Below are 24,098 nucleotides of genomic sequence, written 5' to 3'. Positions count from 1 at the left end.
TGCATGAAAAACAGGCTATTACCTTAGAAATTGATGGGCTTGTCAAAGTCTGGACAGATAAAGATTGAGACCCATGGTGCTTTCGGATAAAAAGGATTTTCAATTATCTGGATACACACAGAACCCGGCTATGCCGGGTTCTGTTTGCCTGCTTTCCCGCGGCATGCTAAGGAGGCCACAGTTGCACAGTCAGGGATCTGAGCATCTGTTTTTTCGCCATTTCACCGAACAGGGATGTCTTGGGGATCTCTGCATCCTGCTGGTGACCCACCTGCTTCCCGACAGACCCGACTTCATCCAGGTGCTCGATCGGGTGGGCCGGGTCGGCGCCATCCTGCCCAAACCCAAGTCCGTGCACGGGCCGACGCTGGCCTGGGCCCAGCAGCACTACCCCGTGCTGCCCCTCAATCGCCACTGGACCTCGGATCCCGGTGAGGTGATCGCCCAGATTGCCCCTCTGGTGATGTCTCACGAGCGGCTCATCATCCTCGACATCGGCGGCTACTTTGCCAAGAGCCAGGCGGTACTGGCCGAGCACTTTGGCGCCCGCTTCATCGGGGTGGTGGAGATGACCGAGAACGGCCATCAGCGCTACGAACAGGAGTCCCTGGCGGCCCCCGTCATCTCGGTGGCCCGCAGCCCCCTCAAGCAGGCGGAAGATATCCAGATCGGCCTGAGCGTGGTCTACTCCGCGGAGTCCCTGGCGCGTACACTGAGGCGTACCTTCAATGTCTGCCAGGCCGCCCTGTTCGGCTATGGCAAGGTGGGGCGCAGCATCGCCCGGGAACTGCGCTGTCGCAACCTGCATCTGGAGCTGGTGGAGACGGATGCCCTGCGCCAGGTGGAGGCGCTCTCCCACGGCTTCAAGCTGGTGAACAAGGCCGAGGCCCTGGGCCGCGCCGAGCTGGTGATCTGCTCCACCGGCAACGGCTCCCTCGACATCACCGATATGCAGGCCCTGCGCCCCGGCGCCATGCTGGCCTCGGTCACCTCCGCCGACGACGAATTCGCCTTCAGCCTCGCCCAGCTGCCCTGGCCGAGCGAGGAGGTGTGTCCCCATGTGCTGGCCCTGACCCGGCCGGACGGCAGCACCATCTTTTTGCTCAACCGGGGGGAGGCGGTCAACTTCGTCCACGGTGCCGTCATCGGCGAATATGTCTACCTGGTGCTGGCGGAGATCATCGAAGGGGTGCACCAACTGGCCCATCAGGCATCCACCCCGGGCCTTCACGAACTGCCCCAGGCCACCATGCAGCGCATCGCTCGCCACTGGTTGACCGATTTTCACGGAGTCACCCCATGACAGACACCCATTTGCCCCTTGCGAAACCGCGCATCGAAATCCGTTACTGTACCCTCTGCCGCTGGATGCTGCGAGCCGCCTGGCTCGCCCAGGAGCTGCTCTCCACCTTCGACGGCGAACTGGGCGAGGTGGCCCTGGTGCCCGCCAGCAAGGGGGAGTTTCGCATCCTGGTGGACGGGGTGCTGGTGTGGGACAGGGTGGCCGACGAGGGCTTCCCCGAGGCCAAGGAGATCAAGCAGCGGGTGCGGGATGTCATCGCCCCGGAGCGGGATCTCGGCCATGCGGATCGCAAACCCGCAGCCGAGTAGGCGGCATCACCCATGATGTGAAAGAGGGAGGCGCAGGCCTCCCTCTTTCGTTGCGGCCCCCGGTCAACGGTCGCCAGATGTGGCCAGCGCTTCCCCGGCTGGGAGGCCGATATAGCGGGCCCGCTTGTGGGGCTTGATGCGGCTCACGTCCACCCACACCAGGCCGTCGATGCAGTGGTTGAAGTCCGGGTCGATGCCAAAGTCCATGAACTGCACCCCCCCCGGCTCGCACAGCTCGGCGTACTGCTTGTAGAGGGTGGGAATGGCGCAGCCCAGGTTGTCGAGCCCGGCCTTGAGCACCTTGAGGTCGTCCCCGTAATCGCGCCCCTCGAACAGCGTCGGCGTGGCGGGATAGGGGCGGCGGGAAGGGGCTAGGGCAAGGGTGGGGGCGAAGTGCTGGCGATAGAAGCTCACCAGCAGATCCTTGGCCGCCGGCGGCAGGCTGCCGGAGAGGGTGACGGGCCCGAACAGGTAGCGGTATTGGGGATAGCGGGCCAGATAGGCCCCGATGCCGAACCAGAGGTAATCGAGCCCCCGCTTGCCCCAGTAGGCGGGCTGGATGAAGCTGCGGCCAAGCTCGATGGCCTGTTCCAGCCGGGGCATCAGCTTTTCTTCGAAGCCGAACAGGGTGTGGCTGTAGAGGCCATCCAGCCCCTTGCTGGCCAGCCGTTCGGCCACCGGGGCAAAACGATAGGCGCCGATGATGTCGAGGCGGGCGGGATCCCAGAGGATGAGGTGGTGATAGTCATCGTCGAAGGCATCGAGATCCCGCCGCTTGCCCGAGCCTTCCCCCACCGCCCGAAAGGCGATCTCCCGCAGGCGCCCCAGCTCACGCAGGATCACCGAGTGGCTCTGCTCGTGGCGACGATAGAGCAGGATGCGCTGACCGTCCGGGGTCTGGCCGAGCAGCTCGCACCCGTCGATGGCCTGTTTCAGCAGGCGGCGATCCTCCGGCAGGGCGATGGGGGCCTCGGTCTGCAACCGTCCCGCCTTGCCCCGAGCGATTCGGTAGAGGTGGCCGCGCACCAGCCGGGCCGCCGTCTTGGCCGGCAGCTCCTGAAAACTGGCGAGGGGAATGCGCGCCCCTATGGTCACCGGCAGCGTCTGCCCCTGCTGGCGAAACAGCTGGCGCACCAGCAGCAGGGCGGAGGCGGGCTTGTTGAGCCAGGAGGCGAGATAGAACCAGAGGCTGTTGCGCCCTCCCAGGTGAATGGGCACCAGGGGCGTTCGGCTGCGCTGGGCCAGCTTGATGAAGCCGGCCTGCCAGGGGCCATCCTTCACCCCCTTGGGGCCGAGGCGGGAGACCTCGCCTGCGGGGAAGATAACTAGGGCCCCGTCGGCGGCGAGGTGTTCATTCATGGCGAGGATGGCCTGCCTGTCGGTCTTGCCCCCCAGGTTGTCCACCGGCAATAGCAATGGGCGCAGCGGCGCGAGCTGGGCCAGCACCTGGTTGGCCACTATCTTGACGTCGGGGCGAATGCGCCCGATGAGGCGCAGCAGGGCCAGCCCGTCCAGGGAGCCGATGGGGTGGTTGGCGACAAGAATGACCCGGCCGCTGGCGGGAATGTGCTCGAGCTCGGCCTCGCTCACCCGGTAGTCGAAGTGGAGCTCGGTGAGGGCCTGCTCGACGAAGTCCAGACCGCGCAGGTGGGGATGGCGCGCGGCAAAGCGGGTGAAGGCCTCCTCGTGCAGCAACCAGCTCAGCCCCTGCCTCATCAGGGGGCGGAGGAGGGGCTGGTTGGCGAGGCGGGGCAGGTGCTGCCCCAACAGGGTATCGACGTCGAACATGGGCAAGGCTCCGCTGAACTTTGCCCCAGCTTGACGCCCCTGCGTGCCTTTCGTGTGTCGGTTGGGTGACGGTTTGATGACGGGGCGAGCCCCGTCCTTGCCCCCTTACTCTGCCCGCCAGGAAGAGGTGAGGCGCACCAGCGCCACCAGAGTGGCGACCGCTTTTTCCATGGATTGCAGGGGGATGAACTCGTGCTTGCCGTGGAAGTTGTGGCCACCGGTGAACAGGTTCGGACAGGGCAGCCCCATGAAGGAGAGCCGGGCGCCGTCGGTGCCGCCGCGAATGGGTTTGATCTTGGGCACCACGTCGGCGGCCTCCATGGCGGCTTTGGCCAGCTCGACGATGTGGGGATGGGGTGCTATCTGGCTGCGCATGTTGCGGTAGTTGTCCGCTATCTCCAGGGTGATGCGCGCCTTGGGGGCGTCCAGCTGCAGGGAGGCGACCCGCTCCTTGAGCTGGTTGAGCTGGGCCTTGCGGGCGGCGAAGCAGTCATCGTCGAAGTCGCGGATGAGGTAGTGCAGGGTGGTCTCCTCCACCGTGCCTTCCATCCGGGCCAGGTGGAAGAAGCCCTCATACCCCTGAGTGCACTCCGGGGTCTGCTCGGCGGGCATGGCGGCATGGAAGCGGGCGGCCAGGGTCTGGCTGTTGATCATGCTGCCCTTGGCGGTGCCGGGGTGGACGTTGTTGCCTGTGATGCGCACCGTGGCGCTGGCGGCGTTGAAGTTCTCGCATTCGAGCTCGCCGAGCTCGCCGCCATCCACCGTGTAGGCCCACTTGGCCGGGAAGCGGTCCAGCGGGAAGCGGTCGGCACCGCGCCCTATCTCCTCGTCCGGGGTAAAGCCGACCCAGACATCGCCACGGGGGATCTCGGGGTGAGCCTGCAGGTATTCCACGGCGGTGAGGATCTCGGCGATGCCCGCCTTGTCGTCGGCACCCAGCAGTGTAGTGCCGTCGGTGGTGATGAGATCCTGCCCCAGGTAGTTTTTCAGGAAGCGGTACTGGCGGATGGCCAGCACCTCGTCCCCTTTGCCAAGGCAGATATCGCCCCCCTGATAGTTCTCGACTATCTGGGGAACGACGCATTCGGCCTCGTAATCGGCGGTGTCCATGTGGGCGATGAGCCCGATGGCGGGGGCATCCGGCTGGTTGCCCGGCAGGCAGGCGGTGAGGTAGCCATGCTCGTCCAGGGTGACCTGGCTTAGCCCCATCTGCGTCATTTCGTCGCACAGGGCCCGGGCGAAGAGGCGCTGTCCCTCGCTGCTGGGGCAGTCAGGATTGGTCGCATCGGAACGGGTATGAAAGGTGAGGTAGTGGAGAAAGCGCGAAAGCAGGGTGTTCATGGGCAAGCCTCGGGTCACGAAAGAGGAGTCATTGTGGCCAAGACGGCGGCGCCGCTTATTGCGTCAGCGCAGTTTTTGATGACTTTGTGGGGGAGAGGAGGGCCATCGAAGGGGAGGGGCGGGGATCATTGCTCGGCAGTTTGCATAAAAATTCCAAAATGAAAACTGGTTAAGCAATTGCGAAAAAGCTGAATTTCCCCTCGGCCCAGCGCTGGCAAGGGGTGATCCAAAAAGCGTGATGTGTTGGTTATTTTCATCGCCTCGCCCACGCACTCCCATCCCCCGCCATCCCAGAGCCCGCCTTGCTGGCAGCGAGATTTTGCCCCCCGATGAAAACCCGTTTTTTAACACGATTTTTTATTGTCACTGGCTGCGGTAAGTGTGTACACTCCGCGCCGATCCAAGGGCAACCCTGCGCAGGCCGTGTCCGCCAGACCCGCAGGATCATGACGCCTATAGGGCGAGGCACGCAGAAACGACAGACACTGCTGGGGAATGGTTTCTTTAATACCGGTTAGGCTCCGGTATCAGGGAGAACAACGGACTCTCATCTTTCAGCTGACCGAGTGGGCTTCGGGCTCATCATCTCCCTTGTCATGGGCGGTCACTGGCGTTGAGCGGGTCGTAGTGGTTGTCGTCCATCAACACGATGCGTGCTGACGTCTTCCCTTCTCTTCCTTGAAACCCTCTCCTGTCCGTCGGGATAGCTGCCGAATGATGAACAAACGGCGTGGCTGATGCCGATTGTCATCAAAGTACCGCGGTACGCCGGCAAGGTGTTACCGCATACCGTTGAGCTTGATGTAAAGCCACCAGCCCCACATCAAGACTCGTTACTTCCCAAGATCCACCAGGCAGCCTTGGCTTGCCGCGATGTGCAATGAACAGGATGTGGCGGAGCATGCTCCGTTGCGGGTCCAACGTCAGCAGGCCGCTCTGGCTTGCCGCATTTTGCAATCAATGGTCTGGATGTGATTGAGGGTAACGAAGGCGGCCCACGGCCGCTCATTTGCGAGGCATAGCCCATGACTAACTGGTCCAGCAAGGACTCCTTGAAGGTCTACAACGTTCCCTACTGGGGTGCGGGTTTTTTCAATATCAATGACGCCGGTCATGTGACCGTCTCTCCCGACAAGTCTCGCCCCGAGGCTCAGATCGTGCTGTCCGAGGCCATCGAGCAACTGCGCCAGTCCGGGCTGACCACGCCGGTGTTGCTGCGTTTCCCCGACATCCTCAAGAGCCGGGTCGATGCGCTGTTCAACGCCTTCGGTCAGGCCATCGAAAAGTCAGGCTATGAAGGGGATTACCTGTGTGTTTACCCGATCAAGGTAAACCAGCAGCGCCGCGTCATCGAGACCATCAGTCAGTCCTACAGCGACAAGCCGAGGCTTGGGCTGGAAGCGGGCTCCAAGCCCGAGTTGCTGGCCGTGCTGTCCCATCATCATGAGCAAGGGTCCGTGATCGTCTGCAACGGTTACAAGGACCGCGAATACATCCGCCACGCCCTCCTGGGCAACCTGATGGGCCACAAGGTCTACATCGTGGTGGAGAAGCCCTCCGAGCTGGAAATGGTGCTCGACGAGTCAGCTCGTCTCAACATCAAGCCCAACATCGGGGTGCGCGCCCGTCTGGCGTCCACCGGCTCCGGCATGTGGGAATCGAGCGGCGGTTCCATGTCCAAGTTCGGTCTCTCCGCCTCCCAGATCCTGGCGTTGGTAGAGCGTCTGCGCAGCCTCGGCAAGCTGGACTGCCTGCAACTGCTGCACTTCCACCTGGGCTCCCAGATCGCCAACATCCGCGACATCCAGGGCGGCATCCGCGAGTGCGGCCGCTTCTACGCCGAGCTGTGCCGTCTTGGCGCCAAGGTCGAGGTGGTGGACGTGGGCGGCGGCCTGGGTGTGGACTACGAGGGCACCCGTTCCCAGAGCCACTGCTCCGCGAACTACAGCCTCTCCGAGTACGCCAACAACGTGGTCTGGGGCATCGGCGATGTGTGCCGCGAGTTCGACCTGCCGCACCCGACCATCATCAGCGAGTCCGGCCGTGCCCTGACTGCGCACCACGCCGTGCTGGTCACCAACATCATTGGTGCCGAAGGGGTGGAGGTGAACGACATCAGCGCCCCGGACGAAGACGCGCCCACCATCTTGCAGAACATGTGGAAAGGCTGGCTGGACCTGCGCGGGGAAGATCCCTCCCTGCTGGAGATCTTCCACGACTCCGTGGCGGATCTCGGTGACGTCAACGCCCAGTACACCATGGGCCTCTTGAACCTGGAGCAACGCGCCTGGGCCGAGATGCTGCACCAGAACACCTGTCTGGCGCTCAAGGAGCTGCTGAACCCGGTCAACCGCAACCACCGCGCCCTGGCCGACGAGCTCTCCGAGAAACTGGCTGACAAGTGCTTTGCCAACTTCTCCCTGTTCCAGTCCCTGCCGGATGCCTGGGGTATCGGTCAGGTGTTCCCGGTGATGCCGCTCTCCGGCCTCGAGCGTCCGCTCACCCGCCGCGGCATCCTGATGGACATCACCTGCGACTCCGACGGTCAGGTGGAGCACTACGTCGACGGTCTGGGGGTGGAAAGCACCCTGCCGATGCCGGTCTACGGTGAAGACGAAGAGTGCCACGTCGGCTTCTTCCTGGTGGGTGCCTATCAGGAGATCCTGGGGGATCTGCACAACCTGTTCGGTGACACCCACTGCGCGGAAGTGTGGCTGGATGAAGAAGGCAAGATGGACATCCGCAACGTGGTGCGTGGCGACACCGTCGACCAGCTGCTGCGTTACGTCAACATCGACCCGTCCGTCATCCGCGAGAACTACCAGCGCATCGTCTCCCACCCGGCGCTGGACGACGAGACCCGCAAGGCCCTGCTCGACGAGCTGGAGCTGGGTCTGCAAGGCTACGCCTACCTGGAAGACGAATAAGCCAGCGGCTTGTTCCCCGTCGGTCAAATGACGGACATGAAAAACGGCGCCTTCGGGCGCCGTTTTTGTTGCGCTGTTGCCTGGCTGGGGCCGGTTGGCGGGCTCGGTCATCCGGGCTGGCGGCATCCGGCCCCGGGCAGATCCGGCCACTGCCCGCTTCTGCCTGTCACCTCCCTTGATCCAGGTCAAGGGGGACTCAGGCCGCTTATTTTACGGTCAAGGGTGAGGTTGGTGAATGACACATAAGGATGTGCGTATGGAACTCAAGAGGGACCCGAGATGCTATACCGACGTCTGTATCGACGGTAAGTGGTATCACTACGATCACTGCAGCACTCACGTTTATATGCTGATGGGGGGCGCCGCCCCCAGCCTGCAGCTTGCCCATGAACCCGGCAGTGAAGAGGAGCTGGTGGCGATGCTCCGCCAGCACCCCCAACGCTGACTGCCCGCGGGCCATCGGGGGTATCGTCCCGGCGTCCCGCCTTGCTCAGCCCGCCTTGCGGCCCAGGATCTTCTTGCCCATCTCCAGCAAGGCCGTTGCCGCCGCATAGGCCTCGTCTGACTTGCCTATCTCGTCAGCCACGTAGAGAAAGCCGGGTCTGTACTTCTCCACCGCCTCGCGGGGAGTGGCCGCGTCGATGAAATCCTCTTCCACCTCGAACCCTTGCGTCAGCAGCGCCTCCTTCTCCGTGAGGAAGGTGGGGGAGGCCATGTCGACATAGGTATATTGCTGACGGCGGGAGGCGGGGACGCTGAAGAACTGGTATCTGGCCATGGATGTGGCTCCTTTGAACGGGTGATCTGCCATGGGGGTCGCTCGATGCGCCCGGCAAGATAAAGGAGCATTCGAGTCTTGCAGCAGACTACCTTGAGTCGTGAAGGGACGCAATCGGGCTGGTGATGACCCTGGCGACATGGGCGCTGCGCCCCACCTGCTTGTCAGGCAAGCACACCTTCCAGCACCTGTTGGGGAGTCTCGGGAGCGCAGTGGACAAGCAGTTGCTCCCCGGTCATGGGGCGCCCGAGCAGGTAGCCCTGCAAGGTGTCGCAGCCCAGCTCGGTCAGCAGGTCCCGCTGCTCCGGGGTTTCCACCCCCTCTGCCACGATGCGCATCTCCAGGGCCTGACCCAGGGCGATGATGGCGGCGATGATGGTGGCATCGTCGCCTCCCCGCTCCAGGGTAGTGACAAAGCCCCGGTCAATCTTGAGCTCGTTGGCGGGGAAGCGCTTGAGGTAGAGCAGGCTGGAGTAGCCGGTGCCGAAGTCGTCGATGGAGATGCCAAGGCCGAGCTCGGCCAGACGGTTGAGGATGGCGAGGCTCTCCTCGGCCTTCTGCATGGCGGTGGATTCGGTGATCTCCAGGGTCAGGTGACGGGCCTCGAGCCGATGGCGGGCGAGGGCGCCCTGCACCTCCTCCAGCAACCCGGGGCTGGCGAGCTGGATGGTGGAGAGATTGACCGCCACGCTCCAGTCGTGATGACCCGCCGCCCGCCAGGCGCTCATCTGGCGGCACGCCTCGTCGATGACCCAGTTGCCGATGGGGATGATGAGCCGGCTCTTCTCCGCCAGCGGCAGGAAGCTGGCCGGCGAGACGGCACCATGCTCCGGGTGCTGCCAGCGCAGCAGGGCCTCGGCTCCGACCACCTGGCCGCTACGGGCACAGTATTTGGGCTGGTAGTGCAGGGCCAGCTCCCCCCGCTCCAGGGCGTGTTGCAGCTCCTTGTGCAGCAGGAACTGCTGGTGGGCGTTGGCGTTCATGGCGCTGTCGAAGTAGTAGTAGTCGTTGCGTCCCTGCTCCTTGGCGTAATACATGGCGGCATCGGCGTTGAGGGTCAGCTCGTGCAGGCTGGTGCCATCCTGGGGATAGACGGCAATGCCGATGCTGGCGGTGATGTGCAGGCTGTGGTGCTCCCACTCATAGGGCTGGGCCAGGGTGGCCAGCAGCCGCTCGGCAAAGGCCGTGGTCTGGCTCACATCCCCCGGCGCCAGGGCCAGCACGAACTCGTCCCCGCCAAAGCGCGAGGCGGTGTCGCTGGCACCGAGCAGGCCGGTGATGCGCTGGGCCACCTCGGCCAGCAGCAGATCCCCGGTGTGGTGGCCGTGGGCATCGTTGATGATCTTGAAGCCGTCGAGATCGAGAAACAGCAGGGAGAAGCAGCGCTGGCTGTGCTGGCACTCCTGGATGCGCTGCTCCAGCCGGTCGGCAAACAGCAGCCGGTTCGGCAGCCGGGTCAGGCTGTCATGGAGCGCCAGCTTGAGCAGCTCGTCGTGGGCCTGATGCAGGGAGGTGGAGAGCCTGGCGGCGTGGGCATCCAGCATGGAGAGCACGAAGGCGATGGCGAACACCGCCAGGGTCACTATGATGACCACGGTTGCCAGCCACTGGGTATTGAGACCGGTGTAGAGGGCCCCGCACAGGCTCTCTGCGGGGAACTGGGCCGCCGCCATGCCGGTGTAGTGCATGCCGATGATGGCCGCCCCCATCACCAGGGAGGCGAGGGCCTTGCTGAAGAAGGCGCGGGGCGAGCTGTTGCGCAGGCGAAACGCTATCCAGAGCGCGGCACCCGAGGCGAATACCGCGATGAGGATGGAGAGGATGAAGAGCCCAGGCAGGTAGTGGATGCCAGGCGTTATCTTCATGGCCGCCATGCCGATGTAGTGCATGGTGGCGATGCCGGCCCCCATCAGCACGGCCCCGAACAGGATCTGGTGCCAGGGGAGCTGGGGACGACTCACCAGCCAGAGCGCAAAGGCCGAGGAGACGATGGCTGCCACCAGGGAGAGACCGGTGAGAGTCAGATCGTATCCCAGCGCGATGGGCAGATTGAAGGCGAGCATGCCGATAAAATGCATGGACCAGATGCCGAGCCCCATGGCGAAGGCTCCCCCCGCGAGCCAGAGCACGGCGGCCCGTCCCCGGCTCTGGCTCACCCGACTGGTCATGGTCAGCGCCGTGTAGGAGGCGAGCACCGCCACCAGGATGGAGAAGAACACCAGATCCTGGCTGTAATAACTGTCGAGCATGGGGTGGGTCGCGATCACGTTCATCTACTCTGGGATGGACAACGGCCTGAGCCTTGGCCGGGGCGCGGGGGAAATCGGGGTGGGGATTGTACACCAGCCCCCCCCGGGATGAGCCAGAGATACGTACCGAAATGGCCCCAGGATCAGAGTAAAAATGCTGAAATCATCCCTTTCGAGCTAGCCCTTTCCGCTCCCTGTAAAAAGAGGGGTTTCAAATTTTCCCGCTTTAAATTCAGGGGTATAGAAAATCTGGGGGACAGATCCGTTGAGAGTCTCTGCATATCCAATCCCGGAAAGTGACAGTGCCAGAGGGGCTGGTGGTGCTTGCGCACGAAGGTTTATCTGGGACTCTTGCCACACTGACGCGTTCACTATGACCATGGGGGAGACCAGGGTGCAACCCATGGTGTCAGGCCCCGTTTGAGATCATGTCGGGCTCTTCTGTTATCATGCCCTCCCGTTTTCGTTATCTCGTTGAACCTGCTGGAGAACCCATGTCTCGTACCCTCTACCTGCTGCGCCACGGCCAGACCCGTTACAACGCCGAATTGCGGTTGCAGGGGCGTTGCAACTCCGAGCTGACCCCCAGGGGCGAAGCCCAGGCCCTCGCCATGGGGGCCCGTCTGGCCAAGCTCCTGACCGAGCCCACCGACTGGACGATCTACGCCAGCCCCCTCGGCCGGGCACGGCAGACGGCGGAGCGGGTGTGTCAGCAGCTTGGCTTGGACCAGGAGCGCATCATCTGGGACGAGCGGCTGGTGGAGCTGGGGATGGGGGAGTGGGAGAGTCGCCGGGTGCCCGAGCTGCTGGCGGCCCACCCCGAGCTGGATCTGGAGGAGCCGGACTGGTATCTGCGGGCCCCCCATGGCGAGAGTTTTGAAGGCATTCAGCGCCGGGCCCGGCAATGGCTTGAGGACGAGCACATTGCCGAGCAGGCCATCGTGGTTTCTCACGGTCTCTTTGGCGCCATGCTGCGCGGCGCCTATGTGGATCTGGACTACACCACCACCTGGCTGCAGGAGCTGCCGCAGGATGCCTTCTTCAAACTCAGTGGTGGTCGCATAGAGCGGATTGCCTGCTGACCACACGAAGGCGGCCCGCCGTGGGGGCCGCTTTTGAGCGCAAGGAGATTTTCGAGAAGCTGATAAGGGGCTTGATGCATCCTGTCAGACAACCCTTTCGTTTGGATAGTCAGGCCAGCTCAGTGATGTTGTCGTCCCCCTGATGATGGGCGGCAGCCACTCCAGACTGGCATCATCCTTTCCTTTCAGGCCGCATTCCCATATCTGGAACACTCTCCAACCTGCCTGGCTCAGCATGTATTCCACTTTTTCATCGCGGATCGTGTTGGCCGTAAACTTCTGCAGCCAGAATACGGTGTTGCTCTTTGGAGTGGCGGCATATGAACAATTGAGGTGACGATGCCAGAAGCAGCCATGAACGAAAATGCAGAGTCGATAGCGTGGCAGAACGATGTCTGGCGTGCCGGGAAGACCCTTCACGTGCAATCTGAAACGAAAACCCCGGGCGTGGAGGTATTTGCGTAGCAGAACTTCGGGGCGGGTATTCTTGCCCCTGATGCCTGACATCATCACAGAACGGGTTGATGCATCAACAACATCCATGCTTTCGCTTCCTCGAAGTCATGCTTCCTGGTATCTTTACGGCCTGATCAAAAACACAGTAATTCGACATGACCATTTTTTCACCACCCATCCCCGTCGTCGACCTGTTTGCCGGTCCTGGCGGGCTGGGTGAGGGCTTTTCCTCTCTCAATGATGGCAAGGCATTCGAGATCCAGGTTTCTGCAGAGAGGGATCCTGTCGCCCACCAGACTTTGAAACTTCGTGCATTCTACCGGTTGCTCAAGAGCCACAGACCCGAGTTCATTCAGGACTATTACCAGTTCTGCAATGGTGATGCAGAGAATCCGTTCACGGAAAACACCATCGATCTCTGGAAAAAAGCGGAAAAAGAGGCGCTGTGTCTGGAGATCGGCAGCGAAGAAGGCAACAAAAGGCTTGATCAAGCGATAGCCAAGGCTTTTGAAAACAAGAGTAAAAGCCAGCCTTGGATTCTGATTGGTGGTCCTCCCTGTCAGGCCTATTCCATTGCAGGACGTTCAAGAAACAAAGGGAAATCTGATTACAAGCCGGAGGAAGATCATCGTCATTTTCTCTATAAAGAGTATCTGCGGATTATCCAGAAGAATCGCCCAGATATTTTTGTCATGGAAAATGTAAAGGGAATCTTGTCTTCAAAGATAAATGGAGACTTTATTTTTCATCAGATCTTGCGTGACTTGGCCAGCCCCAATGTGGCTTTGAATATGCCTGATGATGGCCTTAGATACAAAATAGTCTCCTTGGTCAATGACGAAATATTCCAGGATGGCGATGATCCCAAATTGCTCGATGCCAAGAAGTTCATTATTCAGGCCGAAGAGTATGGAATTCCGCAGGCCCGTCACCGTGTGATTCTTCTGGGCATTCACAGTGATCGTGTTCGTGCTGAGCGTCCAGAACTACCAAAGTTGTCAAAGTCAGATACCGTGACTGTCAAACAGATCATAGGGAGTATGCCTGCATTGCGAAGCAAGCTCAGCAAGCAGAGCGATTCATACGAAAATTGGGAGTCTTCCGTAAGGGACCAGTTGATGTCTCTTAGAATGTCAGCCCAAAATGGTCCGGAACAAATAAAACCCCTTGCAGCCAGATTATCTACTGCTGCGGAGCATTTGAATGCAAAAGAAACCGGTGGGCTGCGTTGGGTCAGGAGTTGCACGGAAGGTGCCACCGGAGTCAGCGAACTGGATGGTTGGTATTCGGATCCAGAGCTGCATGTCTGGTTGAATAATGATACCAGAGGACATCGAATCGACGATCTGGCACGTTATGGTTTTGCCGCATGTTTTGCAGAAGAGTATGGGTACTCACCAAAGGGTCACACCGATTTCTGCTTGCCAGGGCTTGCTCCGGATCACAAAAACTGGGAATCAGGCCAGTTTTCGGATCGGTTCAGGGTGCAGCTGGCTGATGCACCGTCTACGACGATTACCAGCCATATATCCAAGGATGGCCATTACTTCATCCACTACGATGCGACACAATGCCGCAGTTTGACAGTGAGAGAAGCCGCACGTTTACAGACATTTCCCGACAATTATTTCTTCCATGGAGGAAGAACACAGCAGTATCATCAAGTAGGTAATGCAGTTCCACCATTGCTGGCACGTAAAATAGCAGAAATAGTATTTAAAATACTCAAAATTAAAGATGATGATCAATTGGGCTGAATTTTAAGGTCAAATGATGCATGGGATAGGGGAGCGCAGGCTATCTAATGGCAAGTGAAAGAAGACACCCACCAAGCGCAGCTTGTCTCTCTGCTTCTATGAGAGATATTGGTTATTCGCTCGAAACAGCTATTGCAGATTTGATAGACAACAGCATTTCTGCTGGCGCCAGCAAGATCGAAATTATTTGTGATGTAGCTTCGATATCTCCGACTCTGGTCATTTTCGATGATGGCAGAGGGATGACAGAAGAGGAGCTATTGATAGCGATGCGTCATGGAACGGATAGTCCCGGTAGGCGACGATTATCACATGATCTTGGCCGCTTTGGCTTGGGTTTGAAAACAGCTTCTTTTTCACAATGTCGCTCTCTAACCGTAGTTAGTATCAAGCAAGGGCTCATATGTGGTGCGGAATGGAATCTGGACCGTATTGATGCATCGGACGACTGGCTTCTATCAATTCTGGAGCCTGTTGATATTGAAGCATTGCCCCATGTTGAGTTACTTGGCGACAATGGTACCGCTGTCATCTGGCGTAATCTGGATCGATTGATGGAAGATGCAGCCGGAGTTAATCGGGATGAAATCGTCAACGAAAAACTTGATGTTGTAGGTAGGCATCTTTCCTTGGTTTTCCATCGTTTCCTTCTGGAGAGCTCAAAGGTTACTCCAAGCTTTCACTCTGCATAAATGGTCATCCGATTACTGCATTTGATCCTTTTTGCAGAAAAAATCCTGCCACTCAGATTCTTCCTGAGGAGGTTGTCCACATTGGCACTGCTCAAGTCCGCCTGCAGCCTTTCATTTTGCCGCATCATAGTCGCTTGTCAGCTTCCGAATATGATTACTACCAGGATCGCAGCGATTTTATCTCCAACCAGGGTTGTTATGTCTATCGAAATGGACGCCTGATGGCATGGGGAGATTGGTTCCGTATCGTACCAAAAGGAGAAGCCACGAAACTGGCGCGGGTGCAAATCGACTTCCCAAACAGCCTTGATGAAGACTGGACTATAGATATCAAGAAGTCGCGTGCCCGTCCTCCACATGCAGTTCGTGAACGTCTGCGTCAGATCCTCACTAAAGTTACTGCAAGCAGTGTGACCGTTCACAGAGGGCGTGGACAAAAGCTATTCCAACATATCAACGCTCCATTGTGGGAGAGATATGCAGATCAAAATGGAATCAGATATTCTTTGAATACCTTACATCCTCTTGTACATAAACTTAAAGAGCTGCTCGATGGGGAGGGTATTCGTCATCTCGATCTTCTTCTTGCAGCAATCTCTACTTCTTTACCTGTTGAAATGTTGTATTCAGACTATTCGACCAATCCTCGAGACATAAAACAGACGTTTTCAACACAATATGTACAGGATCGCCTCCATGATCTAAAAAGAGCTCTCTGGGGAGATGGTGCAGGTAACGTAAATATATTTAGGGATGTTGTTAGGTCAATCAAAATATTCGATGAACATAGTATCCTCGTTGAGAAATATATAGATAAGGAATTCTTATGACTCTACAGACTGATAAGGAAAAAATTTTACTGGCAGCATTGGTTGGTGCCTTTGATGATCAAGAAGATCTCCCATTATATGATGATATTGCCGAAAAGGCTGTAGGGCTAGCCCCTCTTATTGGATATTTCGGCCCTCTCCATAATATAATTACCGAAGCTGAGGCTACAATACCCTCACGGATGAGTGCAGGTGTATCTCTTGTTGATGTTAATGCACCTCATGATGAGGATTGGATTCATAAACGAGAAATCAGCAGTACATATGCGGACGCTTATGGTGGATATCTCCGAAGCCAAGGTTGGAAACCAACAGTAGTAAATACTCTCCTAAATGATGATGGCTCAAAAATTCTTGGATTGCTCCAGGACCCAACTAGTAAGGATGCTTGGAGCCGTCGTGGACTTGTTATTGGGCATGTGCAGTCCGGAAAAACTGCTAATTACATGGGGGTTATTGCAAAGGCTGCAGACGCCGGGTATAAATTTATTATCGTCATTGCTGGTATTCATAATAATCTTCGTAAGCAAACTCAACAGCGTGTTGATGAAGGGTTTGTCGGACGTTCCAGCGATCCTGCAGATCGTGTAAGTGTCGGAGTTGGACTAGATAGAAGCTATCCTAACCCTGTGACACTCACCAATATTATCTCAGATTTCAATAAGCAGATGGCCGATAGAAGTGGTGCTCAGCTTAACGATTTCAAAAAGCCGGTCATTATCGTCATCAAGAAGAATGTGAAAACTCTAGAAGCTCTACACGTCTGGCTTCGTGAACTGAATGCAAAAGGAAGGGACCGAATTGCTGATGTTCCCATGCTGGTGATTGATGATGAGGCTGACAACGCCTCGATCAACACAAACAAGCCAGATATTAATCCGACAGCAACCAATTCTTGGATAAGGAAGATACTACGTCTCTTCACTAAAAATTGCTATGTCGGATATACTGCCACACCGTTTGCAAACATATTCATCGATCCAGAGGCCTTAGATAAGGATGCCTACGAAGAACTATTTCCTAAAGACTTCATTTACTCATTGAATGCACCAACCAATTATTTTGGACCTGATAAGGTCTTTCTTAAGAATGAAAGTAGCGATACTATCCTCAAAAATATTACGGACTGTGAAAATTATCTTCCTCTATCGCACAAGAACGGTTTTCCAGCAGTAGAGCTGCCGCCCAGTCTCTACCGAGCACTCGATCAATTTATTATCGCAAGAGCTATACGTAACCTTCGTGGTCAGAAAAGCAAGCATTGCTCGATGTTGATAAATGTATCGCGTTTTGTATCCGTGCAAAAAGAAGTTAAAAGTTTCATAGGAATTCGCCTAGAGCGGATACGCGAAGCCGTGAAGGCTAATTACATGATGCCGGAATCTACATCAGCGAAGAATGAGCATATGGCGAGGCTGCGGGCGGAGTTCGATGCTGAGTTCGCAGAGAATGAGCAGGGTGGAAAGCATTATTCCTGGGCCGAAGTGAAAGCTGAACTCTGGTGTGTTTTCGAGCATTTGCGGACCTATGTGGTCAACAGTAAAAGCGATGAAGTTCTGGATTTTGCAAAGTATGAAAAGGACGGTATTGGCCTGACCGCGATTGCTATCGGTGGTCTTAGTCTGTCACGTGGTCTTACTATCGAGGGATTGACGATCAGCTACATGTACCGCAATACAAAGATGTATGACACCCTGATGCAAATGGGGCGTTGGTTCGGTTATCGGCCGGGTTATGAGGATGTCTGCCGTGTTTGGTTGTCCAATGATTCTATCAACTGGTATAAGCATATAGCGCTCGCTTCGGATGAGCTTCGCCAGCAGATTACCCGAATGCGCCAAGCCGATATGAGCCCTAGAGATTTTGGGCTCTATGTCAAATCCCATCCAGATAGTTTGCTAGTCACTGCTGCAAACAAGATGCGCAACGGTGAAAAAGTCGTTCTGAATCAGAATTTCACCGGTCTCCTCGTTGAAAGCTACGACCTTCCCCTCAACCCAGATATCAATGCTGCAAATGAATCTTTGATCGAAGAATACTGGCGGGATGGTTTTGGCGGAGTGATTGAAGACACGAAGCAAAAGGGCTTGTTTATCCCTAATGTCGATGTTGAGATAATTGATGAGTTTCTACTTCGGTTCAAGTCACATAAAGATGCAAGTCAGAAGAAAATATCTGCAGTTGAATATCTTCGAGCCATTTCTGCGCAGTATCCAAAAGGCGATGTTCTTTTGATTTCCAAGGGGCCGGTCGATTATGAAAGATTTCGCCTTGGGGCACAGGAGCGCACTGCTGAAGATGCAACTTCAGACAAGTGGCGTATTTCTGGATACCGTGTTGCCAGCCGGGGTGACGAAAAAATCGGTCTTAAGCCAGAACAGATCATGGCTGCGGAAAAGTTGGCAATAGAAGATGCTAAAACTAAATCGAAGATGCCTTCAGATATTCATTATCGAGTAGTGCGCAATAAACCTCTGTTAATGGTTCACGTTTTGGAGCCGACTGATAATTCTGAATTAGTGGGTTATCGGGTTCCCGCATGGGGGCTAAGTTATCCTGATGGCTTGTACGGTGTTGAGATTGAAGTCATCGCCAATAAGGTTTGGATGGAGCAAATGTACGGATCCCTCGACGACACACCAGACACCGACGAGGATTATGACGATGAGTAATATTCTTCCATGGGACGTCATTCCAACTCCGAAGGTAGATCTCAGCGTTCTACGTGTCTCTGAAATAGTTGGTGTCCCTATTTACTGGGGGCGAGATCCTAATGCGCAATGCCTGTTAATTATTGAATTGAACGGTGAACATATAGCACAGTTCCGCCGAGATAATGTTTCATTGCACGGTATTGATATTGATCTTCGTAATTCTGGCTCAGCCGATCGACAGCGTCTCATACTCACGCTGGCTCGTCATATAGATAGTGACCTCTTTTTTGGTCTTTGTGAAACTCTGATTTCCAGTCTAAAAATTGTTACTGATCCAGCAGTAGCCCTTTCAGTGACACTTGCCCATTTAAAACGCTGGAAGGTATTCTTGGCCGGAAATAATGCTCGACTACTTTCGCCAGAGGAGGTTCGTGGTCTTTTTGGAGAACTTCATGTTCTTCGGACACTTTATAATGAAACTCTTCCACAGACTGTGGCAGTTGATGCTTGGTGTGGGCCTAATGATTCTCACCAGGATTTCATGTTTGGCAACCGCGCCATAGAAGTAAAATCACTTTCCTGTCGTGAAAGAAACTCCGTTTGTATATCATCTGAGGATCAACTGGAATCACTATCCGATGAATTGTTTTTGCTGATTCAACGTATTATAGATATGCCTAGTTCAGAGCACGCCTTGTCGTTAAATGACATTGTCACGCTTATAAAAGGTGAGTTGGTAGAGCCTGAGGCTCTCGAGCTGTTCATGGATAAGCTGGCAAATGTAGGTTTTGTACCGCTTGCTCAATACGACACTCCCTGTTTTGTTGTTAGTGGTGTTCAGGGGTATCGTATTACAGCCGACTTTCCAAGGCTGATAAGGTCAAAATTGCCTCAGGGAGTCACCAAAGTGACATACGACCTTATGTTAGAAAGCATTGAGCCATTTTTATGTGTTCAAAAAGATATTTTTCACGGGTACTAAATGGATATAACCACTGAAGTTTTTTTCCATGATTTCCGACAGGAAATGCTAGCTGGAGCGGAAGTAAATGGCAGGTTTCTGCTCGATGAATTCATGGAAACTGTTGCGGCTGAGCTGGTTGATACCGGTTTTACCGAAGGTTTCGAGCTTTGTCATTACCGGGCACAACGTGGCATGCGTGTGGACGGCTTCTGGTTCAATGATGAAGGTGTTCTGGATCTTTTTATTGCAGATTTTGACTCAAGGAATGAACTGGCAACGCTCAACAAAGCGGATGTTGTTGCGACATTCAAACGAGTTTCCAACTTCTTCGAGGCCAGTGCCACAAGGTATTTGGCTGGTGAGCTGGAAGTAACATCTCCGGCGTATGGCCTCGCCAGACAAATTGAGGACCGAAAAGACACTCTTCGGCAAATCAATTTGATTCTTTTTTCAGAACGGATACTCAGCGAGAAAATTCAGACTCTATCCGATACTGTTGTAGCAGATATAGCAACGGTACATCACATTTGGGACATATCGCGTCTGCATCGTCAGAGAAGCTCTCGGAACCACAAAGAAGCACTTGATCTCGATTTCACGCAGATGTTTGGCAACGGCATTCCCAGCCTTCCGGCACATTTGGGAACCGATACTTATCAATCCCATCTCATGGTCATGCCAGCAGATGTGCTGGCAACTTTGTACGAGAAATTTGGCGCTCGTTTGCTTGAACAGAACGTGCGTACGTTCCTGCAGGCTCGTGGCAACGTTAATAAGGGGATCAGGTCCACGATATTGAATGAACCCAACATGTTCTTTGCCTACAACAATGGGATAACTGCAACAGCACAAGAAGTTGAGACTGCAATGACAGCTTCTGGTCCTGTTATTACAAGAGTTGTTGACCTTCAGATTGTCAATGGTGGCCAAACTACGGCATCTCTGTTTCATACTCGCAAGCGTGACAAGGCTGATTTGTCCCAGATATTTGTTCAGATGAAGCTGTCAGTCATAAATAGCCTTCAAAGCGAGGTAGTCGTACCAAAAATATCTGAGTATGCAAACACACAGAATAAGGTGAATGCGGCAGATTTCTTTTCTAATCATCCTTTTCATATTCGGATGGAAGAGTTTTCACGTCGGATATGGGCTCCTGCACAGCAAGGGATGCAGCGTGAAACACGTTGGTTTTATGAACGAGCACGCGGTCAGTATGCCGATGCACAGTCGAAACTCACAACTGTTGAGCAACGCCGATTCAAGGGGGAGCATCCTAAGCAGCAAATGTTCACTAAAACCGATCTGGCGAAATTCGAGAATGTCTGGGATGACCATCCCAAGTGGGTAAATCTTGGTTCCCAGAAGAATTTTGCACGCTATGCCGTTCGAATAGGTTGTGAATGGGAGAAGTCACCCGACGAGTTCAATGAATTTTACTTCAAAAGGGCCATCGCTCGAGCTTTGATATTTCGAGCCACTGAACGTATCGTTTCTGCACAGACTTGGTACAACGGTGGATATCGTGCAAATATCGTGGCCTACACATTGGCGCTAATAAGTCATATAACGAAGACTCGAAAGGTAAATATAGATTTTCTGGATGTCTGGAATATGCAGAAAGTCCCACAAGTACTGGAAAATACAATAACCATAGTATCGAAAGCTGTAAATGACGATATCATCAATCCCCCCCCGGGTATTTCCAACATATCTGAGTGGTGTAAAAAGGATGCATGCTGGGCAAGAATACAGGACCGCACCGAAACTCTGATCAACCTTCTTTCATCCGATTTTTACGAACGGCTGCTTTCATTTGATGAGCAGTCAGTCAACATGCGCTCTGCCAAGCAGACTCAGAGAATAGATAACGGCATTGAAGCTCAGAAAAAAGTGCTCGCAGTACCTGCGGTTGAATGGAAACGTATCCATCAGTTGCTGAATGAGAAAGGCCTCCTCACTCCAAAGCAGGACAGTGTACTTAAAGTGGCCATGCAGATTCCCTCCAAGTGTCCAACCGAGAAACAAAGTCTGGCGTTGCTGGAGATTATTGAGAACGGAAGTTTGGAAGGGGTGACGGTTCAACGCTGCTAAACGACAAACTGATTTCTATTAATGGTGCTTTTACAAGATGCTGCAAGCGAAGAACTGATTGCTGGATGTTTGGTTCGCCTCAGAGTGACAAGGCCTGTGCCGCCGTGCGATAAGGCGTATTCCCCTGATAAAAGAAATGCTTAGGGATAATGGGTGTGCGCCAAGGCACAGTCTCTGCCAAGGGGACTGGGTATGATAGTGCGGCAATCACCACCACAGGGAGGAAGCATGATCAGCCATATCGACCATCTGGTATTGACGGTCAGCGACATTGAGCGGGCGGTGGCGTTTTACAGCGGCGCCTTCAAGATGGAGCCCATCACCTTCGGGGCAGGCCGCCGGGCGCTGCGTTTTGGCAACCAGAAGATCAATTTGCAGTTGCTGGGGGAGGAGGCGCGCAACCGGGCGCAGGTGGGGTCGGGGGATCTCTGCCTCATCACCCGCTGGCCCCTGGATCAGGTGATGGCCCAGCTGGCGAGCCAGGGGGTCGAAATCGTGGAGGGGCCTGTGATGAAAAGCGGTGCCTGTGGCCCCATCGAATCTGTCTATTGTCTGGACCCGGATCGGAACCTCATCGAGATCAGCCGTTATTGCTGAGCTCCTGGCACCTTGCGGTTTGTGTCATTGCGCCCTGGTGCGCCCCTTGCGCAGCAGAGGGATCACGGTGAGCACCATGCCGGTGAAGAGCAGCAGATAGCCCAGGGGCAGCAGGGCAAAGGGCTCGTGCAGGAAGCCCTGGGCATCGAGGGTGGAGCCCAGCAGGTTGAAGGCCACAAAGCAGCCGAGCCCGGCCAGGATCAGCAGGGCACCTGTTTTCATCGTCATCTTGTCATCCTCGTCAGCGAGATGGAGCGGATGGGAGACTTTCATGCCTGGGTGAAGAGAGTGTGAAGTCGCGCCAGGCACAAAACACAACGGCAGCCCAAGGGCTGCCGTTGTGTTGAGGGTGAAGCCCCGGGCCAGGGCGCTCAGCAGACCCCTTGCGCCAGCATGGCGTCGGCGACCTTGACGAAGCCGGCAATATTGGCGCCGCTTTCGTAGTTCACATGGTCATCATCCTGACCGTAACGGACACAGGTGGCATGGATACTGGTCATGATCCCCTTGAGGCGGGCGTCCACCTCCTCCCGGGTCCAGGAGAGGCGCTGGGCATTCTGGCTCATCTCGAGGCCCGAGGTGGCAACCCCGCCGGCGTTGGCCGCCTTGCCCGGGGCGAACAGCACCTTTGCTTCGTGGAAGAGGCGGATGGCGGCGGCGCTGGAGGGCATGTTGGCCCCCTCGGCCACCAGCTGCACGCCGTTGGCAATAAGCTGCGCCGCATCTTCGGCATCTAGCTCGTTCTGGGTGGCGCAGGGGAGGGCGACGTCGGTCGCCAGGTGCCAGGGGGTGCGGCCGCTGAAGAACTCGAGCCCGAGCTCGTGGGCGTAATCCGCCACCCGCTTGCGCTGCTCGTTTTTAAGCGCCATCAGACGGGCCAGCTTCTCGGGGGTGAAGCCGTCCGGATCATAGACGGTGCCGCCGGAGTCGGAGGCGGTGATGACGCGGGCGCCGAGGGCCATCGCCTTCTCGATGGCGTATTGGGCCACGTTGCCCGAGCCCGACACCGAGACCCGCAGGCCATCGAGGGACTGGCCGCGATGGGCCAGCATGGCGTCGACAAAGTAGAGCAGGCCGTAGCCGGTGGCTTCCGGACGAATGAGGCTGCCGCCAAAGGAGAGTCCCTTGCCGGTGAAGACGCACTCGGCGCTGTTGGTGAGCTTCTTCATCATGCCCGCCATGTAGCTCACCTCGCGCCCGCCCACCCCGATGTCGCCCGCCGGCACGTCGGTGTTGGCCCCCAGGTGGCGATAGAGCTCCAGCATGAGGGCCTGGCAGAAGCGCATCACTTCTCCTTCGCTCTTGCCCTTGGGATCGAAGTCGCTGCCCCCCTTGCCGCCCCCCATGGGCAGGGTGGTGAGGGCGTTCTTGAAGGTCTGCTCGAAGGCGAGGAATTTCAGCACCGAGAGATCCACCGAGGGGTGGAAGCGCATGCCGCCCTTGAAGGGGCCGATGGCGGAGCTGTGCTGCACCCGGTAGCCGCGATTCACCTGCACCTGGCCCTGGTCATCCACCCAGCTCACCCGAAACTGCACCAGGCGCTCGGGTTCCACCAATCGCTCCAGCAGGCCGTGTTGCAGGTAGCGGGGGTGGCGCTCCACATAGGGCCAGATGGAGGCGATCACCTCGCTCACGGCCTGGATGAACTCGGGCTGGTGAGGGTTGCGGCTGGCGACCTGGGCCAGGAAGGCCTCCTGGGAGAGGGAATGACTCATCTTTAACTCCTGTCGTGAATGATGAAAGTGGCGTCCTGCCAGAGAGGGGACCATGCCCGTCTTCAGGGTTCGCGGGGCTCAAGGGGCCCGTTGTTGCGCCCCGATGGGGGTGTCATTTCCCGTCGTCGGCGGGTCAGAGCAGATAATTCGCGATGACCAAAATCTTTTTATGCATTTTTTCTGGATAAATATCAAGCGTTAGATCATCTGGCTATCTGCCGAAGGCCGCACCCTATCTTCGGCGGCGGGGGCCCGGCCCATGAAGTGAGCACCATGAAGTGAAAAGAGGCGGGGAGTGCGCGGTGCAGCCCAATCAGGGCCGCGGCGTCACCGCACGCTGGATAATGGGGGGCCTGCTGCTGCATCAGGGGCAGCACCCCCTGTGAGCCAGCGGGCAGGGGGCGACGGGGCCGGGCGCGTGCGCGTGCAATGTGCTACTGTAGCGGCGTTTTTTGCCGAACATGCAGGGCGCAGGCCCTTATTTCATGGAGTTGTATGCAGACGAACCCGACCACAGCGCGGCTGATCCAGCCAGCCATTCTCAAGGCCCATCCGACCCGGGAGGT

The 24,098-nt window shown here is 56.5% G+C and carries 19 protein-coding genes; 12 read left to right on the top strand and 7 right to left on the bottom strand.

The features are described from left to right. Positions 1–181: 181 nt before the first annotated feature. Both PG887_RS02330 and PG887_RS02325 read left to right on the top strand, forming a co-directional pair. Positions 182–1,303, top strand: coding sequence for an adenosylhomocysteinase (locus tag PG887_RS02330; protein WP_104455669.1), 1,122 nt, complete (start codon positions 182–184; stop codon positions 1,301–1,303). Further along, the gene (locus tag PG887_RS02325; protein ID WP_010674179.1) at positions 1,300–1,611 is read left to right on the top strand and encodes a SelT/SelW/SelH family protein; all 312 of its coding nucleotides are present in this window, start codon (positions 1,300–1,302) and stop codon (positions 1,609–1,611) included. Before PG887_RS02330 ends, PG887_RS02325 begins: the two co-directional genes overlap by 4 nt. A gap of 63 nt (positions 1,612–1,674) precedes the next feature. Here the strand turns inward: PG887_RS02325 and PG887_RS02320 are convergent, their stop codons facing one another. After that, on the bottom strand, positions 1,675–3,399 hold the full coding sequence (locus PG887_RS02320) for a lysophospholipid acyltransferase family protein (RefSeq protein ID WP_270821089.1): 1,725 nt from the start codon (positions 3,397–3,399) through the stop codon (positions 1,675–1,677). A 105-nt stretch (positions 3,400–3,504) separates the two neighbouring features. Further along, the gene (gene pepT / locus PG887_RS02315) at positions 3,505–4,740 is read right to left on the bottom strand and encodes a peptidase T (RefSeq protein ID WP_270821088.1); all 1,236 of its coding nucleotides are present in this window, start codon (positions 4,738–4,740) and stop codon (positions 3,505–3,507) included. Positions 4,741–5,765: 1,025 nt separating this feature from the next. Here pepT and speA point away from each other — a divergent pair. Further along, positions 5,766–7,667: a biosynthetic arginine decarboxylase gene (speA, locus tag PG887_RS02310; RefSeq protein WP_213319522.1), complete on the top strand. Its 1,902-nt coding sequence runs from the start codon at positions 5,766–5,768 to the stop codon at positions 7,665–7,667. 256 nt (positions 7,668–7,923) lie between these two features. Continuing rightward, entirely contained in the window at positions 7,924–8,112 is a 189-nt protein-coding gene (locus PG887_RS02305) for a hypothetical protein (RefSeq protein ID WP_042017445.1), read from the top strand. Positions 8,113–8,157: 45 nt separating this feature from the next. Here PG887_RS02305 and PG887_RS02300 read toward each other — a convergent pair whose 3' ends face one another. Continuing rightward, a complete protein-coding gene (locus PG887_RS02300; protein WP_201935087.1) occupies positions 8,158–8,445 on the bottom strand; it encodes a hypothetical protein in 288 nt (95 codons plus the stop codon). Between the two features lie 164 nt (positions 8,446–8,609). Further along, complete coding sequence (locus PG887_RS02295; protein WP_270821087.1) at positions 8,610–10,718, bottom strand: putative bifunctional diguanylate cyclase/phosphodiesterase; 2,109 nt, start codon at positions 10,716–10,718, stop codon at positions 8,610–8,612. A 470-nt stretch (positions 10,719–11,188) separates the two neighbouring features. Between PG887_RS02295 and PG887_RS02290 the strand changes: the two genes are divergently transcribed. Further along, positions 11,189–11,776: a histidine phosphatase family protein gene (locus PG887_RS02290; RefSeq protein WP_270821086.1), complete on the top strand. Its 588-nt coding sequence runs from the start codon at positions 11,189–11,191 to the stop codon at positions 11,774–11,776. Positions 11,777–11,860: 84 nt separating this feature from the next. Here the strand turns inward: PG887_RS02290 and PG887_RS02285 are convergent, their stop codons facing one another. Next, on the bottom strand, positions 11,861–12,319 hold the full coding sequence (locus tag PG887_RS02285) for a very short patch repair endonuclease (protein WP_270821085.1): 459 nt from the start codon (positions 12,317–12,319) through the stop codon (positions 11,861–11,863). 68 nt (positions 12,320–12,387) lie between these two features. On the opposite strand from PG887_RS02285, the gene PG887_RS02280 reads away from it, so the two are divergent. The 7 genes from PG887_RS02280 to PG887_RS02250 all read left to right on the top strand — a co-directional run bounded on the left by PG887_RS02280 (position 12,388) and on the right by PG887_RS02250 (position 21,817). Then, positions 12,388–13,989: a DNA cytosine methyltransferase gene (locus PG887_RS02280; protein ID WP_270821084.1), complete on the top strand. Its 1,602-nt coding sequence runs from the start codon at positions 12,388–12,390 to the stop codon at positions 13,987–13,989. A gap of 47 nt (positions 13,990–14,036) precedes the next feature. Continuing rightward, positions 14,037–14,681, top strand: coding sequence for an ATP-binding protein (locus PG887_RS02275; RefSeq protein WP_270821083.1), 645 nt, complete (start codon positions 14,037–14,039; stop codon positions 14,679–14,681). A 221-nt stretch (positions 14,682–14,902) separates the two neighbouring features. Beyond that, positions 14,903–15,511, top strand: a complete 609-nt coding sequence (locus PG887_RS02270; protein ID WP_270821082.1) for a hypothetical protein — start codon at positions 14,903–14,905, stop codon at positions 15,509–15,511. Next, positions 15,508–18,183, top strand: a complete 2,676-nt coding sequence (locus PG887_RS02265) for a Z1 domain-containing protein (protein ID WP_241496744.1) — start codon at positions 15,508–15,510, stop codon at positions 18,181–18,183. Before PG887_RS02270 ends, PG887_RS02265 begins: the two co-directional genes overlap by 4 nt. Beyond that, positions 18,176–19,147: a PD-(D/E)XK motif protein gene (locus tag PG887_RS02260; RefSeq protein ID WP_041212760.1), complete on the top strand. Its 972-nt coding sequence runs from the start codon at positions 18,176–18,178 to the stop codon at positions 19,145–19,147. The genes PG887_RS02265 and PG887_RS02260 overlap by 8 nt, the downstream gene beginning before the upstream one ends. Next, positions 19,148–21,220 (top strand): AIPR family protein, encoded by a 2,073-nt coding sequence (locus PG887_RS02255; protein ID WP_041212761.1) that lies wholly within the window; start codon positions 19,148–19,150, stop codon positions 21,218–21,220. It begins immediately after the preceding gene. A 228-nt stretch (positions 21,221–21,448) separates the two neighbouring features. Continuing rightward, positions 21,449–21,817, top strand: a complete 369-nt coding sequence (locus PG887_RS02250; protein ID WP_042017439.1) for a VOC family protein — start codon at positions 21,449–21,451, stop codon at positions 21,815–21,817. Between the two features lie 24 nt (positions 21,818–21,841). Here the strand turns inward: PG887_RS02250 and PG887_RS02245 are convergent, their stop codons facing one another. After that, positions 21,842–22,045 carry a DUF3955 domain-containing protein gene (locus tag PG887_RS02245; protein WP_270821081.1) on the bottom strand — a complete coding sequence of 68 codons (204 nt, stop codon included), beginning with the start codon at positions 22,043–22,045 and terminating at the stop codon, positions 21,842–21,844. A gap of 143 nt (positions 22,046–22,188) precedes the next feature. Continuing rightward, positions 22,189–23,532: an NADP-specific glutamate dehydrogenase gene (gene gdhA / locus PG887_RS02240; protein WP_041212764.1), complete on the bottom strand. Its 1,344-nt coding sequence runs from the start codon at positions 23,530–23,532 to the stop codon at positions 22,189–22,191. Positions 23,533–24,098 lie beyond the last annotated feature (566 nt).

The sequence above is a fragment of the Aeromonas sp. QDB14 genome, from assembly GCF_027707845.1.
Taxonomy (GTDB): Bacteria; Pseudomonadota; Gammaproteobacteria; order Enterobacterales; family Aeromonadaceae; genus Aeromonas; species Aeromonas caviae.
The sequence above is the reverse complement of the archived record's forward strand: the minus strand, read 5'-3'. Positions and strand labels throughout refer to the sequence as shown.